This window comes from uncultured Brachyspira sp. (assembly GCF_944388875.1).
Taxonomy (GTDB): Bacteria; Spirochaetota; Brachyspiria; order Brachyspirales; family Brachyspiraceae; genus Brachyspira.
This window is the reverse complement of the sequence record NZ_CALXKQ010000004.1, coordinates 68,644-88,287: the sequence shown is the minus strand read 5'-3', so window position 1 is coordinate 88,287 and position 19,644 is coordinate 68,644. Positions and strand designations below refer to the sequence as shown.

21 protein-coding genes and 1 pseudogene are annotated in these 19,644 nt (G+C 25.6%); 3 read left to right on the top strand and 19 right to left on the bottom strand.

The genetic code is table 11. The features are described 5' to 3' along the window. Positions 1 to 3: 3 nt before the first annotated feature. The 17 genes from Q0J69_RS05065 to Q0J69_RS04985 all read right to left on the bottom strand — a co-directional run bounded on the left by Q0J69_RS05065 (position 4) and on the right by Q0J69_RS04985 (position 14,947). Positions 4 to 744: a hypothetical protein gene (locus Q0J69_RS05065; RefSeq protein WP_297204852.1), complete on the bottom strand. Its 741-nt coding sequence runs from the start codon at positions 742 to 744 to the stop codon at positions 4 to 6. A gap of 64 nt (positions 745 to 808) precedes the next feature. Further along, positions 809 to 1,711 (bottom strand): DUF488 domain-containing protein, encoded by a 903-nt coding sequence (locus Q0J69_RS05060; protein ID WP_297204851.1) that lies wholly within the window; start codon positions 1,709 to 1,711, stop codon positions 809 to 811. A 127-nt stretch (positions 1,712 to 1,838) separates the two neighbouring features. After that, complete coding sequence (locus tag Q0J69_RS05055) at positions 1,839 to 2,840, bottom strand: NADP-dependent oxidoreductase (protein ID WP_297204849.1); 1,002 nt, start codon at positions 2,838 to 2,840, stop codon at positions 1,839 to 1,841. Positions 2,841 to 2,899: 59 nt separating this feature from the next. Beyond that, positions 2,900 to 3,361: a bacteriohemerythrin gene (locus Q0J69_RS05050; protein WP_297204848.1), complete on the bottom strand. Its 462-nt coding sequence runs from the start codon at positions 3,359 to 3,361 to the stop codon at positions 2,900 to 2,902. Between the two features lie 24 nt (positions 3,362 to 3,385). Then, a complete protein-coding gene (locus Q0J69_RS05045) occupies positions 3,386 to 3,826 on the bottom strand; it encodes a hemerythrin family protein (protein WP_297204847.1) in 441 nt (146 codons plus the stop codon). 203 nt (positions 3,827 to 4,029) lie between these two features. Beyond that, complete coding sequence (locus tag Q0J69_RS05040; protein ID WP_297204846.1) at positions 4,030 to 5,901, bottom strand: methyl-accepting chemotaxis protein; 1,872 nt, start codon at positions 5,899 to 5,901, stop codon at positions 4,030 to 4,032. A gap of 60 nt (positions 5,902 to 5,961) precedes the next feature. After that, complete coding sequence (locus Q0J69_RS05035) at positions 5,962 to 6,183, bottom strand: hypothetical protein (protein WP_297204845.1); 222 nt, start codon at positions 6,181 to 6,183, stop codon at positions 5,962 to 5,964. Next, entirely contained in the window at positions 6,180 to 6,551 is a 372-nt protein-coding gene (locus tag Q0J69_RS05030; protein WP_297204844.1) for a hypothetical protein, read from the bottom strand. Before Q0J69_RS05030 ends, Q0J69_RS05035 begins: the two co-directional genes overlap by 4 nt. A 31-nt stretch (positions 6,552 to 6,582) precedes the next feature. Continuing rightward, positions 6,583 to 6,843, bottom strand: a complete 261-nt coding sequence (locus Q0J69_RS05025; RefSeq protein WP_297204843.1) for an endonuclease — start codon at positions 6,841 to 6,843, stop codon at positions 6,583 to 6,585. Further along, a complete protein-coding gene (locus Q0J69_RS05020; RefSeq protein ID WP_297204842.1) occupies positions 6,840 to 7,667 on the bottom strand; it encodes a hypothetical protein in 828 nt (275 codons plus the stop codon). The genes Q0J69_RS05025 and Q0J69_RS05020 overlap by 4 nt, the downstream gene beginning before the upstream one ends. A 7-nt stretch (positions 7,668 to 7,674) precedes the next feature. Then, positions 7,675 to 8,289, bottom strand: coding sequence for a glycoside hydrolase family 19 protein (locus Q0J69_RS05015; protein ID WP_297204841.1), 615 nt, complete (start codon positions 8,287 to 8,289; stop codon positions 7,675 to 7,677). Positions 8,290 to 8,645: 356 nt separating this feature from the next. Then, positions 8,646 to 8,936, bottom strand: coding sequence for a hypothetical protein (locus tag Q0J69_RS05010; protein ID WP_297204840.1), 291 nt, complete (start codon positions 8,934 to 8,936; stop codon positions 8,646 to 8,648). A 15-nt stretch (positions 8,937 to 8,951) separates the two neighbouring features. Continuing rightward, positions 8,952 to 9,080 carry a hypothetical protein gene (locus Q0J69_RS05005; protein ID WP_297204838.1) on the bottom strand — a complete coding sequence of 43 codons (129 nt, stop codon included), beginning with the start codon at positions 9,078 to 9,080 and terminating at the stop codon, positions 8,952 to 8,954. Positions 9,081 to 9,305: 225 nt separating this feature from the next. Then, entirely contained in the window at positions 9,306 to 11,375 is a 2,070-nt protein-coding gene (locus Q0J69_RS05000; protein ID WP_297204837.1) for a phage tail protein, read from the bottom strand. Between the two features lie 370 nt (positions 11,376 to 11,745). After that, complete coding sequence (locus Q0J69_RS04995; RefSeq protein WP_297204905.1) at positions 11,746 to 12,597, bottom strand: hypothetical protein; 852 nt, start codon at positions 12,595 to 12,597, stop codon at positions 11,746 to 11,748. A gap of 17 nt (positions 12,598 to 12,614) precedes the next feature. Further along, entirely contained in the window at positions 12,615 to 14,168 is a 1,554-nt protein-coding gene (locus tag Q0J69_RS04990; RefSeq protein ID WP_297204836.1) for a hypothetical protein, read from the bottom strand. Beyond that, positions 14,165 to 14,947: a hypothetical protein gene (locus tag Q0J69_RS04985; protein ID WP_297204835.1), complete on the bottom strand. Its 783-nt coding sequence runs from the start codon at positions 14,945 to 14,947 to the stop codon at positions 14,165 to 14,167. Before Q0J69_RS04985 ends, Q0J69_RS04990 begins: the two co-directional genes overlap by 4 nt. Before the next feature lie 290 nt (positions 14,948 to 15,237). Here Q0J69_RS04985 and Q0J69_RS04980 point away from each other — a divergent pair, with 290 nt between their 5' ends. Together Q0J69_RS04980 and Q0J69_RS04975 are read left to right on the top strand one after the other, a co-directional pair. Continuing rightward, positions 15,238 to 16,338 (top strand): ankyrin repeat domain-containing protein, encoded by a 1,101-nt coding sequence (locus Q0J69_RS04980; RefSeq protein WP_297204834.1) that lies wholly within the window; start codon positions 15,238 to 15,240, stop codon positions 16,336 to 16,338. 48 nt (positions 16,339 to 16,386) lie between these two features. Next, the gene (locus Q0J69_RS04975) at positions 16,387 to 17,292 is read left to right on the top strand and encodes a hypothetical protein (RefSeq protein ID WP_297204832.1); all 906 of its coding nucleotides are present in this window, start codon (positions 16,387 to 16,389) and stop codon (positions 17,290 to 17,292) included. 310 nt (positions 17,293 to 17,602) lie between these two features. Here Q0J69_RS04975 and Q0J69_RS04970 read toward each other — a convergent pair. Then, positions 17,603 to 17,785 (bottom strand): annotated as a pseudogene (locus tag Q0J69_RS04970) (iron-containing alcohol dehydrogenase); the annotation flags it as partial. Positions 17,786 to 18,062: 277 nt separating this feature from the next. Between Q0J69_RS04970 and Q0J69_RS04965 the strand changes: the two are divergent. Continuing rightward, positions 18,063 to 18,524 carry a PTS sugar transporter subunit IIA gene (locus Q0J69_RS04965; RefSeq protein WP_297204829.1) on the top strand — a complete coding sequence of 154 codons (462 nt, stop codon included), beginning with the start codon at positions 18,063 to 18,065 and terminating at the stop codon, positions 18,522 to 18,524. A gap of 72 nt (positions 18,525 to 18,596) precedes the next feature. Here Q0J69_RS04965 and Q0J69_RS04960 read toward each other — a convergent pair whose 3' ends face one another. Next, positions 18,597 to 19,520, bottom strand: coding sequence for an energy transducer TonB (locus tag Q0J69_RS04960; protein ID WP_297204827.1), 924 nt, complete (start codon positions 19,518 to 19,520; stop codon positions 18,597 to 18,599). Positions 19,521 to 19,644 lie beyond the last annotated feature (124 nt).

Genomic DNA, 19,644 nt, shown 5'->3' with positions numbered 1-19,644 from the left:
AAACTATATATCTAAAAAATATTGTTCTTCCTTATTTGGATAGAAGACCCCTATTATAATAAATGGGTTTCTTGATGTATAATGGTGCTCTTTAGTAGTGCCTAAAAACAGATATATATCTTTGTTTTTTGCTATATCTAAATATTTATTTTTTACTAAATCACATGCATATTTCTCATTATTATTCTTTAAACAATTCCAAAATAAAGCACCTATTTCCCAATCTTCAATAAAAAGTTTACTCTCTATTCCATTAATATCCTGAAATATATAGGAAAATCTATATGGTAGTTTCTTTACCAATTTAAAATAATTATCATTGAATAAATCATATTGACTGTATATAGCATCTATTTTTTTATTATCCCAATTTTTTTCTTTTTCTTCCTTTACTACAAGATCAATTATTTTAGAAGGTTTAAAAATAGCTAATGATACACATTCATTTCCTTTTTTTCTAGAGCATTCTATTAAATATTTTAAATCTTTATATAAATGATTTTTATTTCTAAAAATAATATCTTTTCTTTCTTTCCAATTGTTATTTGGAGAAATTTTATCTAACATATTTATTGTATCAATATCATTCAAATAATAATTTTCTGGTCTAAAATCAGATAAATTCCTTTTTATATCCATTTCAACCCATTGGTATTTTTGGTATTTAAATTCATTTTCCAATTTTCTAAATGGTATAGGATATATTCTTATAAATTTCCATCTTCTGTAAATCCAGCAGTACATACTAATTCCCCATATTTGTATGATATAGTAGGGTATGTTTTTACTGTTATAAATATCTTTTTTCTCAAATATCTTTTACTCCATATTCTAATATATTCCAATATTCTAAATTAGTTATTTCATTTCTAATGACACTTCTATGACATTGCATTGGCAATGCTTCAAAACATGTAAGTGCTATTCTTTTATATTCTAAAAATTTTAAAAATACATATTCTACATATTTAAAATTATCTATGAGAGTTGTATTTTTATAATTTTCAAAAAGTATATCATAATCTTTTTGTGTATGCAGATATTCTCTTTTTTCAGCCTCTATCCCTAGCTGAGGTATATGTTCATATTCTATATTGACATTATTCAGCCACTTCTTCATCATATATTTTGAAAAACCATATTTCATACTGACTGCATTTTTTCTAACATCAATAACTAATTTTATATTATTTTTTAATAGTTTATTAATATATTCTTCTAATGCTATACCTTCATATCCAATAGTAAATAAAACTGGATTTTTTTTACTTTCTATTGGATTTTTCACTGCATAAATTTCATCATTAGATAAATACTTATCAATTATTTCACTATTTATTGAATAAAATGGATAATTTTTGTATATAAAAGCTAATAGTGAATTAGTATCCTTATTATGATGTTTTTTATACACTTCTTTTATTATATAAATATCATCTTTTTTTAATTCTTTGGAATATGATATATTGTCCATTTTTCTAAAATATACATCATCAGAAATGATATTATTTTTTTTTAAAAAATCTATATCAGAATAAGATAATATTGAAAAACATCCATATTTATATGGGATAAATGAATAGCTGGATTTATTATTCATTTTTATTTGCTCTTGAGATACAAGAAATAAATATTTTTCAAAATCTGTTCTTAATAACTTATTTTCAAATTCTTCTAATAAAGCTAAAATCAATTTTCTTCTATAAAGCATAAAATACACATAGATAATTATTTATAGTATAAAGCTATATTGTATTATATTTTAATAAAAAATCAATACATCAATATAATAATCACAAAATATAATAGTATGACAATTAAACTAATATAAATAATTATTATAAAGATATAATTATCTTACCTTCTATATGTCCTTTTGCCATAGTTTTTACGGCCTCATTAGCATTTTCAAGATTGAATACTGTAGAAAATATTTTAGGCTTTATATTTTGCTCTTCTGTAATTTTTGTAATTTTACGAAGCTCTTCTACGTCAGCTCTAACAAACATAAAACGGTATTCTTTTCCTTCTTTCATAGCTTTTTTATCATATTTAGAACCAGCAGCAGAAAATAACAATTTTTTCAGGAAAGAAAATTTATTATCTTCTGCAAATCTTTTATTTGGGCTTGTTCTCAAACTTAATAGACGTCCTCCTTTTTTAAGTACGGATAATTCTCTATCAAATTCTTTTGCCCCTAATGTATCAATAACATAATCAGCATCAGAAACTAATTCCCAATAATTTTCTTTACTGTAATCAATATACTTACTTACTCCTAAATTAATGAAATGATCTTTTGATCTTTCATTTCCAGATACAATTATATTAAGCCCTAAATGTTTTGCAATAGGAACAGCAAGCTCTCCAAAACTTCCAGAGCCTCCTGTTATTAAAACAGTCTGACCTGACTTCGCCTCTAATTCCTCTGTAAATGCCTGATAAGCTGTAAGTGCTGTAAGAGGTATTGCCGCTGCCGTTTCAAAACTACAATTATTGGGCATAATGGATAAAAACTTACTTTCTATTGAAACATATTCAGCAAAAGCCCCTATTTTATATATAGGAAGACGTGCATAGACTTTATCGCCTATTTTGAAATCGGTTACATTTTTACCAGTTTCTTCAACTATGACAGAAAATTCATTGCCTAGAGTAAGAGGCATTTTATAATCCTGTATAAGCCTAACACTTCCTGTTAATATAAGTAATTCGAGAGGATTTACTGCCGCTGCTTTTACTTTAACTAGTACTTCGTCATCTGAAATGGAAGGAATTGGAATATTGCAAATATTTAAATTAATTTCTTTTGAATAACTTTTAATCTGTGCAGCTTTCATAATATCTCCAATTTATTTTATTTAAATAATAAAATGCTTTTAATTATAAAAATCAATATCTACTGCATATCATTCTCAGACATCTTAGAAAGTTTGATTTTCAATTCTTCTACAAATTTTTTGTCATCAACCATTATATGATTAATAAGCCAATCTCTCAAAAACTTAATAAAATCCTCTATAACAATACTATTTCCGTTCTCATACATATTAACTTCATCCACAACCTTAACTGAAAACCCTCTATGTTTTGTAATATGATCCTTTGATATAGAATAATCTATAGCACTCATAATCTTCTCTTCATAAGAAAAATGATATGTAGCGTAATCAATAGCACGCTTCAAAATGTCGCTCAATGACTTTTTTACATTTTCATCTTCAATATTACTTTCAACACCTATACTGTATAAATCATTAATAATATTTACAAGTTCTTTATGCTGTTCATCAATTCTTTTGTAGCCAGTTTTATATTTACTTTCCCATCTTATCCATCTAGCTTTATTTTCTGTTCCCATAAAATTAACTCCTACAATATATCTTTAAGAGTTTTCTAAATTTTTCAAAATATTTTTCATTTCTCTTACAAACTCTTTGTCAGTCTTTAATATATGATTTAAAAACCATTCCTTTAAATATTTTAATAAACTATTAATAGAATCTGAGGAACCATTTTCATAAAGTTTAACATAGTTATATATTTCATTAGTAAACTCCCTATGATACCTTGAATGATCAAGAAGTTTATCATACTTTATAGCATGCATTATTTTTTCTTCGTAATGCAGATGATAGTCAATATAATCAACAGTCTTTTTTAATGCATTTTTAAAAGCATTTTTTAACTCATCATCTTTTGAATCCTTATGTTCTAAATAATCATACAAATCATTAGCTATTTCTATTAATTCTACATGCTGATCATCTATTCTTTTATAACCAGTGTTATACTTATCTTCCCATTTTATATATCTATTACTCATATTTACTTCCTAAATATCTATTATATTAATCAATCATTATATATTATAGTAATTTTCTTACATTTTTAAAGGGCAAAATATATTTATTTAAACATAAACAAAAAATATGCAGATGTAATAATTTTATATTCCAGTACATTTTTGTTATTCACTAATTATCTCTTATAAAGATAAATTTAATATAGAAACCCCAATTTGTTTCATTATTTAACTTTAAAGAAAGACATTAAATTCTCCAAATGCTTAGCCTGATCAAGCAAAGATTTAGAAGCAGCAGTGGACTCTTCTACTAAAGCAGCATTCTGCTGAGTTATACTATCCATTTTAGTAACAGCAGTATTAACCTGATCAACACCAGCCTCCTGTTCAACAGCAGTTTGACTAATATCATTCATAATTTTAGAAGTTTCTTCTATTTTCATCTCTATATTATTAAATATCTCTTTAGAATGTCTAGCCATTTCAGCAGATTTATTTATTTTTTCGTATATATCTTCTATAAGCAAAGTTATATTTTTAGCAGAAGCCTGAGAGTTCTGTGCTAAATTCCTTACCTCACTCGCTACTACAGCAAAACCTCTTCCCTGATCACCAGCACGTGCAGCCTCAACCGAAGCATTCAAAGCTAATATATTAGTTTGAAAAGCTATACCTTCTATAACTTTAGTAATATCTCTTATTTTAGCACTTGCCTCATAAACCTCTTCTATCATTTTAGCAGTATCTGATATAACTACACCTCCCTCTTCAACAGCATTTTTAGAATCAATCATAACTTTATTACCATCTACTGAGTTTTGTGCTGATGACTTTATAGTAGAAGCCATCTCCTCCATAGAAGAAGCTGTCTCTTCCAAACTTGATGCCTGATATTCTGTTCTTTGTGCCAAATCTTCTGTACCCTGATAAACTTCATTAGCAGCATTTGCTATCTCTGAAGAAGCGGCTAACACATCTGTTATAACTGTTACTATTTTTTCACGCATTACCTGAAAAGAATGTGAAAGCTCTCCTATTTCATCATTTCTATCTTTTATAGCAGCATCTATGGCAAAATTACCCTCAGACATCTCTCTTGCCTCTTCAACTATAAAACGCATAGGTTTGATAGTACCATTTATATACCATATAGTTATTACTGTAGATACAGCAACTCCTATAATTCCTATGATAATACCTATAAATCTCATCTTTCTTCCTGGAGCATATAATAATCTGTCTGTTGTTCTTTCAACCATTACCCATTCTATAGAAGATAATTTCTTGAAGAAAGCTGATATCGCCTCTCCTTCCCTTACATAACTGAGAAGACCAGACTGTTCATTATTAGGTATTACAAGAGATTCTGTAGCTTTGGAAAATAATCTATTTTTATCATTATGATAAACTATATCCATTTCATTATTAATAACAAAAAGTGTTTTTTCATCTGAAAACTGATCTTTAGAATCTTTCAAACTTTCATCTATGATTTTACCCCAATTTACATAAGCAATAAATGATCCTACTACATTATTATTAGAATCTTTTACCCCTTGCAAAACAGGAAGTATAATATAATTATCATGCTGATATATATTGTATGATAATGTTGTTTTATAATTTTTAGATACAAAAGCCTGCCATAATTCTGGATACATTGATTTTATATCTTCACCTGCTTCCGCTTTGCTTCCATTGTAAGATTCTATTATTTTTCCATCCAAGCTAAGCATAAATAAGTCTACAATATGATTGTTGTTATCAAATAATACCGTCATTGTTTGTATTGCTCTATTTTGAACTTCCTCATTATGGCTTGACATATATTCTCTTATTGTAGGAATATTAGCATAAGATTCTATGAGTATTGACTGATAAGATAGTATACTGTCTATTAAAGATGAGAAACCGTTTACAGAAGTTTCAAAACCTGATGCTGTTATATTATTTATTTCTCTTGTTGCTAATGTTATGGATGCTGTTATGATAACTGCTGATAATATAATTATCATAAATGTAACCATTAACGGCATTTTTACTGCTATACTGTTTAGATTTAATGATTTAAGAAAGGGAATATTTAAATTTTTCATTGGTATATTTCCAAATATTTTTATTATTGCAGATATATTATAAATAATATTGTGTAAAAATCAATAATAATTTGAAAAAATTTGTATATTATACCATTTCTGCCACTCTGATATTTTTATTAAACTTCTTTGATATTCCTTTAATAATTCTTTTTGTGTTGTAATATTATTGCTAGGTTTGTAAATAATTGGAGGCTCTGTAAGAGGAACGGTTACATATTCTGTTGTTTTGCATGAGATTATAAAAATACTGTAAACAATTATTAATATAATATATTTCATCTTATCTCCATAGACTTATTATAATCATAAATAATGGATTTTAATGCCTTTATTGTATTGGATGATAATTTATCTTCTGATTGTTTTTCTATTATTTCATCACTGTTTGTAAATATTTGTTTTATATATATTTGAGCTTTCTTAAAAGTTAAATCTTTTTCTAAAAAAATATTTTTAGATTCTAAAGAAACAATTTTTTTATTAAGATTATCAATTTTTTTATCTTTGCTTTTTAATTGAAAGATAGTAAAAATTATAATTGCCATAACAATACTTACAGCTAAAAATATATAGAAATATTTAGACTTTAAAAAATCTAATAATTTATTTTTAATGAAGTTTATTATAAAAGTTATAGCTATTGACATTTTACATCACCTATTTTTATATATACACTCTCTAATTGTCATTATTTTCTTTTACCTCTTTTTTATTATTATCATTTTTTAATATCTTCAAAAAGCCCCTCAAATCAGAACCAAAGCTAACAGCATTAAGCCCAAGAAGAATTATTACAACGGCAATAGCCTCTTCTTTTGTAACAGTTCTGCCTCTCCAAATAAGATTAACAAATACCCAAATACATCCTAGAAAAAAACTTATTATGCTTGTATATATAGAAAGTTTTTTATTCGCATTATGCTTATCTATCCAATTCATTTTTTAACTCCATTATATTTTAAATTATCATGAAAAATGCCTAGTAAGAATTTCTGTAAATGTTTTAAATTATCTAAAACTATTTCACTGTCTCTTATAGCTGTTTCTGTAAAATTATTATGTATAAAAACATCGTAGCTTTTTAATCTATCTTCTTGCTTAATATTTTTTAAATTATTTAGAAACTCTTTACGCTTTATATACTGTACTTTATGATTATTATAAATAGATTTATAAGTATCTTTTATATTATCTAGTATTATCATATAATAGAAATTACAAATATTTTCTAATCTTAATTTTTTTATACTCTCTATATTACTATTAAATAAAGCTGTATCATATATATCTATAATTTCTATTCTTTTTTCTTTTACATACGCTTCAAACTCTACTTTGTCTTTATTAATTATATGATTTCTTGCTATATAACCCATAATCTTACTTTGAACTTCTAAAGTGCTTTGACTGATAATATTGCTGTATTCTTTATAAACTGTCAAAGAAGTAATTTTATCATCATATATAAACTTATCGTTATTATAATAATTTAATATCTCATCATTATTTTTATTTTGAAGTGTTTGTAATTCTTTAGCATTATCAAAAGCATTATGTACTATATTATTTTGTTTTTGAATATAGTTTTCTTCTTTAATTTTTTCATTAACTTTTTCATTATTAGTATTATTTCCAAACTCTATAGTACCATCTTTGACATTCGCTTTCATATTAGCATATCTTCCGCTCTTAATGATATTAAAAACGAAATATGATATTATTATAGAAGAAATACAAATAACTATAATAGCAAAGTCGCTCATATTATTACTATTCCCCCAATATTTTTACTATTCTCTCAAATCTTTTTTGTCTGTCTTCAAGTCCGTTATATCCGCCGTTTATGAGCTTCGTTACAGTTTTCACATCTCCCATTTTAGCAAATAAACCGCATTCTTTTTCATTCCAAAAAAGCAAGGCTATTTCTATTGCCGTATTAGGCTCTTTTGCCAGCTCTGGACTTTCCACTAAATCAATATTTAATTTTTCTCCGTAATACTTATAATTATTTTTTCCTGTAAGCTGAATAATTCCTCTTCCTCTGTATTTATAGCCTTCATCTTGATTATTTCCCAAACGTCCGCCGTAAACAAAATTAGCTATTGCCTCAGCACCTTCAGAACATAATTTTTTGGCTTTATCTAAAGTTCCAACTCTTTTTTTGAAAACTTGAAAAAGTCTTTCAGGCCTATAATTAAAACTCTCTTCAAGCCTTTTATAATCATTGCTTTCATGCGTAGTCTGTGCTAAAAACATTGCTTTTTCATTAATGGACGCCTGTCCGCCTTCGGCGTCAGTAATAAAATATTTTGTAAAAGCATTGTTCAAAGGCTCCAGCCATTTTTCAGATATTCCAATTTTTGTTAATTGATTTTTATTTAACATACTAACTCCTTAACTTTGTTTTGGATATTCTTAATTATTGCTATGCTCAAACTCGCCTTTAAGAAGCTAGATAATAAATTATCTAGCTGGCTCGTTTTCGCTATACTTATTTAATTTTGCTTTGGATACTCTTCTTTTATAGCCTGCTTTTTAGTTTCTATAGTTTTCCATATTTCTAATTCACTTTCAGACATCTCATTTCTATGATTTTCAAAATACGTGCTCATAAAGTCAAGCAATAAATTATCAGTTTCATTTTTGTATAATATTTGTCTTTTTTCATTCTGTATATTGTTATATTCTTCTTTAGTGATAAGTCCGTAATTTAATTTTTCTTCTGCTGTTTTTTCTACTATTTAGTTATTTACAACTTTTTGAGTTTTATCTAATACATGAATAACATCATCAATTAAAACTTCATTTTCTTTTAATATTATCAAGCCTTTTTCTATAGCTTCTTTATTTGAAATTACAACATCATTAACTACACGATTTAAATTAAGTCCTTTAAACATGTAATCTTTTTTATCTTCAATGCTATAGTTTTCTTTATAAATACTTAATTTTTTTATTTTCTCTTTATCATCTATTTTTATCATATCTATTATGATATTATTTTCATCTATTAATACGTATTCTTTTTTCATTTATAACCTCCATTTTTAATATTCATAACTATCAGTTGTTTTTGTATATTCAAATGATATTAATCCTATATAAGGGTAATCCCAAGTTCCATCATTCTTAGTTATCTCTGTAGATATTTCTTTTGTACTAGAATAATTTACCATCCAATTAGTAGCTAAAATATCAACAGGTGTATCTACATTCCATGTGTTATTAGAGTTCCATGTATATCCATTAGCAAATGAACCATTAAAAGCTCGGTAATAGATAGGCTTTCTCCCCCCATCTGCGTTCTCATAATATTTTCCGCTGAAATGTTCCTCTTCATCTGCTATAATATTTAAATTATTAAAATTACTGTCTATCTTTTCACTTAATGCTTCACCTAATTACTGTACATTTTCAACTGAAGAATAAATAGGATCTACTGTCGCATTCAAATCAGGAGTTAGATTTAAAGTAAATATATCATCATTACTTATTGTACTGCCGTCCTGATATGCTATAACTAAATCTACAGCATTAGTATCAGAAGCGTTTTGCATAAAATAATATTTCACAGCCTTGCCAGTACTTGATGTAATTTCTGTTGTATTTGTATAGCTTCCAGATGAAGCCAAATTAAAATAATTAGATAAAAAAGTACTTAAAAAACTATATGATGATGTAGTTGCAGAAGAACTAGAACCAGTTCCATTTATAGTTCCTGCTAATTTTACTGAGTAATTATTATTTTTAAGATTTAAATATGATAGATAGTTTGCATCGCTTCCTATTCCTAGAAAATAAGCGTCTAAATTATGAAGCTGTCTGTTTTTTATACTTAATGTAATATTATAAGGCTCTTCAGTAAAATCACTTAAATCTGTTTTTGAAATTAATATCCCAACTCCTGAAAAACTAAATTGAAGAGAGGCTTCTATTCCTTCTATACTTACATCTCCATTGTTAGCAATCCATTCCGTATTGTTTGTATTCCAAAATATATTCATTATACTTAATATTTCTAAACTTGCTGTTTTATTTTCTATACTTTTTATTTGTATTGCTATTGATTTTTGAGTATAAAGGCTATTAAAATTAGTAATATTAGCATTCAATACATAGCTTCCATCTGACTGTTTTGTAATTGCAGCTGTATAATCTGTTGTACTGCTTGCTTCTGTTAATACTAAATTAATAGTATCAGGAATTGTATATTTAAACTTTGGAAAGCTGTATCCTGATGCATATTCCAAATTAGTTTTATTATTATCATAAGCTACTTGAGAAGCTGTTGATAATGATCCGCTTGAAGTTAATAAAGTTAATTTATTTTTATCTGTCTGCCAATCCGAAGATATAAAGTTTTCATTTACTATATAAAGTCTGTTATCATATATAATTAAGTCATTAGTTAAATACCCGCTTCCTATAGAATAGTCTTTAGAAACTCCGCCGTTTACATTTATAGTATTACCATCTATATTTATATTGCTTCCTGATATTAAATTATTTTGTTTTGTATTATTTAATTTTTCTATTGCTTTTTGTACTGTATTTGTTTCATTTCCTAAATTTGAATTCTCATCATCATAAAAAGTATTTGAAGCTTTATTCAGATAGTCTATTCTTTTAAATTGTATTAATTCATCAAATAAATAATTTTCTGATGTCTGCAGAACTAAATAACAGAAATTATCTTTTAATATAATCTGATTTTTATAAACCTTTTTTATTTCATCATTCCATTCTATAAAGTCCTCAATAGGCTTTAACAATTCATTTAAATTAGAAGATGCTTCATAAGTAAAACCTTTTTGCACTGTAAAAAAATTATTATTATATTCTGCTAAATCATTTATTTTATATTGAATGCCTAATTCTAATTTTTTGAAAGGAGTTATTAAATTACAATTTGAATGCAAATAATAATCTGTACCATCGCTTGTAAACTCCCTAAAAACTCTGTAAAGATATCCGTTATATTTTATTACGTCATTAATTTTATAATCAGTATCTTCATAATAGTTTTTTATAGGTATATTCATATCAATTATATTTAACTTTTTGGCAATCTCATCAAACATAAATGAAGAAAAAGTAGAACTATAGGTTGTAATTGTATATTTAAAATTTTTATTTAAATCAATAGGCGGAAAGAAAATTATACTCTTAAAATTAATATCATTTTTAATTAAATATATTTCATTTTCTTTAACTTCCATACTTTGTAAATCTTTTAACTCTTCAAGCAAAACAGGATATACCTTTATATCATCAATTAAAAACTCCATTTCTTCCAATGCCCCATCAACAGCATATCCAATATCAGCACAAAAAACTCTCTGTCCTTCAAAAACTTTTACCTGAACATTATTAGTATTAAGATATATCTCTCCGTTTCTAGTTAATAATTCGAAACTATTTTCACTTATTTTATATTGAAAAGGTGCTTGTATATTATTCTCATTTAACATATTATTATCTTTCCTTTTAAAAATATTTATATATTTTTGCTTCTTTTATGAGTTTTTTTTAATTATAGAAATCAAAAAAGCAAACTATAAGAGGTTTTATTTTTTTGTAAATGTATTATAATTATAAAAATGGTGTATGCTGATGAAAAAAATTGTTTTAATCATATTGTCTTTTATATTAATATCATGTGCTGAGTCATCAAGCGGCACATATAACCCAATTGTGAGTCCTTCCCCAAATCCTGATATAAATGGAAAAAAGACGGGGAAAAATATTATCGTAGATTATTTAATGCAAATGAAAGCTGGCAATTATTTAATTTAGTATATATAGATGCCAATAACATAATGATAGATGGAGTTAAATATACTAAGAAATGGTATATTCTGTAAAAAAGCTGTAAGTTATAGTAGGAGAATTAGCTTCTCTTAAAGCAACCTCTATTGTTATACTTCCATTTTTAGGAGTAAACTTATATAGATAGAAATCTAATGACATATCTTCTATTGATAAAAATATATCCGTTATAAATATGTTATTTTGATTTGGAGTGCTTATATTTATAATATTCTTTGAGCTTATTCCTCCTGTTCTTCTATAAGAGCCTGAAAAAAAACGTCTGTATACCTGCTTATTATTATATGTATAAGGCATTTTTACAGCTTCGTTTCTGTTTGATATATTAGATTCGCCTAAATCGCTGCCATCCCCTATTTTATTATATATATCCTCTATAGAAGTATTTATCTGTTCTATATATGAAGGTACTCCTACAGTTCTTTTAAACATTTCATTTAATACTCCGCTTGTTATAGAAGTTGTTATATAGCGTCCGCTTACTATTCTAAACTTTTTACCAGCATAAGAAGAATGCAGAAAATATGTTCCTCTAAGTCCGTCTTTATTAAACCAAAATACCTGATTTTCTTTAGGCATATATTTATCATTTCCAAGTTCTCCTATAACGTTTTGCAAATCCATTATTTTTTTATCGCTGTCAGTATCAATTACAGCAAATATGCAGTCATTTAAAAAAGATAATGAAGTAGTTAAAAGTCCAGTACTCACAGCAACATATCCTGCATTAATAAAAGGTTCTGATGCTGGTATTTCAAAATCTAAATCCTGAACTATTTGCAAAGCATTTTCATCTGTAAAAGGATTATATGTATTTGAAAGCCCAAAATAATTTAGTATTGTACCTTTATCGCTTGATACTATAATATTACTCATATATTTTAATCTCCTAATAATTGCTCTAAAGTTTTTCTTCTCTCTTCCTGTTTATATAAATAATTGGTAAGTTTGACATTCATCTTAGCAAGCTCTAAATCTATATTTAAAGCATTATTCTCAAATTTATAATCTATAGTGCGTACATTCATATTGACTATTCTCGAACCTATATCAAAAAAACATATAAACTTTTCATATAAAATATTTCCTCTGTCTGAGGTTATTATAATATCTCTTTTATCATATCCCTGAACATCAAATATACCAAAACCATTAGTACAGTATTTTCTTTGAACATGTTCTCTGTCTTCTATTTGAAATATGGATGATATTTCACTGCTTCCTTCTCCGTCAGAAAAGAATATTACTATCTTTGTTATATTATATGACTGATTGCATACCTCTTTATAATATCTATCTATATCTGTAAGTGCCACTGAATACTGCTGTTTATAACTTGGATATTTTCTATATTCTATTTCATTATCTATATCAATAATATCCGAAGAGTAAAGTTCATTTAACAAACTTTCTGAAACTGTAAACTCATTAAAATCTATTATTTGATAAAAATTGCTGCTAGGTTTTAATATGCATTCTATACATTCATTTATATAAATATCATTCTTTTGAGTATTAAGACTTTTTATTTTTACAGTTTCTTTTTTTACCTGATTAGTTAAAAATTGATAAGCAAACTCATAAGCCAAATCATAAGTTTCTAATTTATATCCAAGTTCAAAGATTTCTGTTTTTATTCCTATTTCTCTCTCTAATGGTATTGCAGGATATAATTCATCTGCTCCTACTATCTTTGGAAGAGTTCTATATACTTCTTCTTCATTTCCTTCGTCATCTGTAACTGTATCTTTCATCTTTATAATATATCGGCTTACCAAATCTGCAGAATCTTCTTCATATTCGCTTTCTGCAAAATGATTAGCATGCCAATTCAATTTTTTATTTGGTATATCTGAAAACTCTTTAAAATAAAAATTACTGTCAAAATCTACGCCCCAGCACCAAGTACCAGACAGATTTTCTTCAACCTCGTCTAATATATCCGATATGTTTCTTCCGCTAAAAGACATTGTTATTTTTTTATCATTATTAAACTCTATATTTTTTTCATCAAATATTATTCCCATCTCTTCTATTTTTTCTTTAAGAGATAATACTATATCCAAAGCTCCCATTGTGGATTCCAGTATTAAATCACCTTGTATATATTGATGAATTAATCTTCCCCAAATAGGTATAATTGTTAAATTAAGTCCTGCATTATCTATACTCTCTACATATCCTGAAAATCTTTTTTCCCCTTTAAGATAATATTCTACTTTATCATTAATATTAAAATAATTTACTGGAATATTAAAACTTAAATATCCTGTATCTCCTCCTCTCTTATTAATTTTAAACTCATAAGAAGAATAATTTTTTATATAAATATTATCATTTATTTTTATATAATCTCCTCTTTCTTCAAAACTTATATACGGAGCAGGCGGAAGTTTATATATTTTGTCCCTAAGAAAATGATAAGGCATTATCATATTAGAATACCTCTTCTGTATCTTATAGAAGCATTAAGACAAGTTTGATTGCTCTCCAAATAAAAAATATTATTTCCCACATTTAATTCAGGCTGTATACCTTTATAATTATATGATACCCCATTTATAGTTAAAGCTTCTCCGTTAAAATCAATAATATAAACGCCATTCCTTAATTCAGCAGTGCATTGTATACCAAAATTTTGTCTGTTTGCAAATAGAAACTCTAATACTCCGCCTACAACTAAAAACTCTAAACTAAAATTAATTGGTACAGGAACTAAACTCAATGATTTATAATTTATATCCTGTTTAGAATCCTCAGTTATTGATAATTTGTATTCCTCTTCTCTCTGTCTTAGAAAAGTTTTATCTAATGCTTCAAGAGAAATATCTATAACGCCTAAATTATTTATATATTTTATATTGTAGCCGCCTACTGATTTTATAATATATTCTGCCTCATAAATTTCTCCATTAAATTCAGTTCTTATAAAATAACTTTTTATATTGCTTGATAAAATCATGCTTGTATATTTTGAATACTGCTCTTCTATTTTAACCCAAGTGCCTAAATCATTTTTATATTCGTAAATGGGAATTCCTATATTAAAAGCTCTTCCTGAAGATATGCTTCCTATACCAGTTTTCATATTACTTTCTACAACCTTGTAGTCGGTTTTTATGTCATCCGTTTTTATATTTTGTGCTGTATTTATAATATCAAAAATCTCTTCAGTATATTTATCTCTTACTGCTAATTTAAAATTAAAAGACATAATAAAACTCCTATACTATTATAAAAAATATAAGGAATTATAATCAAAGAATAGGTTTGAAATAATAATTTCATATTACTGTTATTATAAATTTACACAAAATATTTTTTATACTAATAGTTTAAATACTCTATTATTATTAATTTTTTATTTTTATATGAAAACTCAATTATATAATTATAAAATAAAGTAATTATAAATGCGTTTTTTATGTTTTAAATTATTTAATAGTTGACTTTTTATGTATATTTATGTATTATAAAGTATATATGATTTTTAAAGGAGAATTTATGAAAATTAAAAAAATATTAATGATTATAATACTTTCATCAGCTTTATTTAATTCATTGGCTTTCACTCAATATAACAATAATGAAAAACAATTAATAGAGGCTTGTAAAAATGGTGATTTAGAGTCTGCTAAAAAATTAATAAGAACAGGCACTGATGTAAATACTAAAGATAGTGAAAAAGTAAGTGCATTAATGTATGCTGTAAAGAGCGGCAATCTAGATTTAATAAAAGAATTAGTAAGATTTGGTGCAGATATAGACTATTATTATGCTTCTTATGATGACAGAGGTAAAAATGTTAATATTGATATTGCCTTCTTTGCTATTGAAAACGGTAATAATGATATTATTGAATATTTATTAAGTAAGGGAGCTAATCCTAATGATTTTTTATTTTTTGCCATATACAAAAATGATATTAACAGAGTAAAAGAATTTATAAAAGAAGGAGCCGATGCTGATTATTATCTCCCTTATGCATCTGAAAGAGGTAATGTTATTATAATGCAGGAACTTATAAAATCAGGGGCAAAAGATTTTAATAATTCTTTGAGAAGGGCTATATTTGAATATATTTATCAAGAAATTGATAATAGTGAAGCTATAATTGAATTGATAAAAAGAGGTGCTGATATTAATATGACACTAAGTATAGATATATCAGAAACAGACAACTATTCAAGATATATCCAAGTACCAATATTCTTTTATGCTATACAAACCAAAAATTATAATATTGTTAAGGCTTTTTTAGATAAAGGTGTAAAACTTGAAGGAACAAATTCAAGAAATCAAACGGTGCTAATGGCGGCAGTAATAAGTAATAATGCTGATATAGTAAGAGAGATACTAAAAAAAGATAAAAGTTTATTAAAACAAGAAATTAAAAATGAAACAATATTAACTTGGGCTATAAAGAATCATGAAGGTTTTAATTATAGCTATAATTATAAAGTAGATGCTAAAGTAATTGATGCTCTTTTGGAAGCAGGGGCAGATTATAATGCAAAAAATTATTATGGCAAAAATGCTTTAATGACTGCTGCTTCTGAAGGCAGAGAAGATATTATTGAAGTGCTAGAAAAATATGGTGCTTAATTATTATATAGTTTATAAATAATTTTATTAATATAAAAAGGATGAATTATGAAAAAATTTTCAATTATTTTTTTAGCTTTCTTTATTTTCTTTAATACTAATTTAAATGCTAAAAATATAGGAATAGAAAAATTTGCTGAATTTTTTAAAAATAAATCTTATATTGGTACTCCTGATGATGAGTTTCTTATAGATGAGAGAACAGGTGATATATTGTTTAATAAAATACTTTATCAGCTAGATGATATTATAAGCGATAATGAGTTTTATTTTTACTATACTGTTAAAATATATAATCCTGAAAAAGATGATTACGAAAAAATTACAAACTATTGTGTTTTTTTATTCACTAATAACGTTTTAATGATGACCCCTTATAATTTATCTGTTGAACCAGACTATATTCCTCCTGTAATTTCAAAGAATCATGAAGAGGCTTATAGCAATTATATTGAGTATAAAAATAATATGGAAACATTATTTACTCTTGTAGACAGACAATATATACAAAATATAAAGAAAATTGACGATATTGCTGAAAATATTTATGGTACATTTGAGTCAATAGATAAAAGATTTAGTATTACACTATCCAATCCAATCAGAAAAAATGATGATTATAATTTTAGATCTTCTGTAACAGAATTAAATAATGAAATTGATTATCATATTATGATGGAAAATGATGTGGAAACTAAGACTAAGGAAGGCGGATATAGTGAATATGAAAACCCTGAATGGGGAGGACCTTATGTTTCCTGCTCAAAATATAATAACTATAATAGTGAAAGATATTCATTATTTGATAGAATTATTTTTTATTATAGTTCTGATGGTACCAATTATAAACTTTATATTAACATTGTAGATGAAAATACTTTGATATTATTAGAAGCAGGTTCAATACATAAAAAAAAATATGGTATTAATGGAATATTTAAACGCAAAAAATAATTCTATTTATTAAAATGCAGCTTATTTAAAAAATATTATACTTGTTGTTAATGCCTTATAGTTTTTGATTTAATATTTTTTTTATTATAGTTAACGTCAACCCAAATTCTTTTTGACACTATTAACAAATTACAAAAATTTTATATAATCTTGTAAAGTACTTTGAAACAAGTATATTTATTTTAATATAAAAAACCCCAAGCATTATATAAATAATACTTGGGGAAAACTATGATTAGAATATATTAATTAAAAGTTAACATCGTTTCCATAATAATCTGCTTCTAATACTGCAAATATAGCTTTTTTCAAAAATATCTACTTCCAAACCAGCCTCTTTTAATATCTTTTCACATTTATCAAGGAAGCCTCCTCTTTTCATAGAAGAGCCGCCTTTAACAATTATTGCTTTTTTATGACCTTGTAAATTTTTTAATTCTTCCATAGCGTTATCGCCATAGTATAAATCTCTAGGAATAGTAAATCCTGACATATTTTATCTCCCGAAAAATCTTTTTATTGTTCTTAATTATAACATTTATAAATGATGTGTCAATAATATTATTATTAAATATATACATTTTTAAACAATTTTAATATTTAAAACTTATTTATTATAATTTTAATAGTTATTACATTCTAATAATACTTATAATACTTATTATTAAAATATGATAAATTAATATTGAACAAATTTAAACAAGGTATATAATATTACTAAAAAATAAATTATTTATACTAAAAATTTTTAAATATATGTAATTATTATTATGAGTTTTATTGATAAAAGTAATATATTTTTAGAAAATGAATGTTCAACAAAAGAAGAACTATTTGAATTTTTGTCTGGAAAAGCTAAAGAGTTAAATATATCTGATGATATTAAAGATGTTATAGAAGGTCTATATGACAGGGAGAAAGAGGGAAATACTGTCATAGCTGATATGATAGCTATGCCCCATGCAAGAATTGAGTCAGTTAAAAATTTGAAAGTTATATTGATATCATTAAAAAATCCCATTTCTTATAATCCTGATGATAATATAGATTTAGTATATTCTATATTATCTCCATTGAATGCTAATGATGAGTTTATAGATACTCTAACTTCAATTGCTATAGTTGCTCAGGATGAAGACTTTCAAAATATAATAAGAAATTCAAAACTGGGTAATGAAGAAAAGATATCTTTAGAAATAGATAATATATTAAAAATGTATAATCAAATTTAAATAATATATTAAAATAATTTCTATATTATAAAGAAAAGTTTATTTTATTTTTTAAGCTAAATATTTTTATAATTATTCCCTTGAAAAATTCTGATATATAAATTTAAAAGGTATATAAATCTTTCCATTTTCAGCATAATCATTCCATAAACCTTGAGGAGGAGGTTTCAATTTTTTAGCATATTCAATGGCCTTTGAACATGAATTGTCTAAACTTGTTTGCCCTTTTTCTGATGTCTTTAAAAACTTTTCAAAATTAATATTTCCCTCATCATCAATAGAAATCAAAACTTCTACCTCATCAGTTCTTATAAGCCCAAGATAATGTGCCTGATTTGGAATGGTTAAATACCAAGAATCTCTTATAGAACCTACAAGTGCATAAAAATACCAAAAATATTCCTGAGCTTTTGTACCTAACTGTATGCTTCCTGTTTCACTAGAAAATACAACTGCCCTGTCTGCTCCTTCTTCAAAAGAGGCAGGTATTTTGGTATCACCCTTAAGTCCTGGGTTTTTAGGTTTATAAGTTTCAATATTATCTCTGCTTATATCTCGTCCTAAATCTTTTTTTTGTTCTTTAGGCATATCATTATTATTTGGTTTTATATTTTCTGTAGGACGTCTTTCAACTATATGACTATTAGCTCCATCTCCCAAAAAAGAGAATACAGATGTATCAGAAAAAGTTTTAGAAGGTTTCACATCAGTTTGACCTTTGGATCTCAAAGTTTTATCAGATGCAAAAGGCGTATCCTCTTTGCTTTCTTCCTCTTCAATTTCTGGAGTTTCTACCAAAAACATATAATCATCTTTTTTATTATTTTGTTCTTCTTCAGCTTTTTTTAATTTCTCATAAGCAAATACATCCTGCATTATAGAAGTATTTATAAAGCTAAATAAAAATATATGAAGTATAAAAGAAACTATAACAGAGAATATTATATCTTTTCTTTTTATTATTCTATTTTTTAATTTACATATTTTTTCTTTCATAATAAATATTTTATATTAATTATTATATTTTACAAGCCTCAGCATATTAAAACAGTTAAAACTAAATAATATAAAATGTTTCACGTGAAAACTTTTAATACACGCTACTACTTGATATCAAATA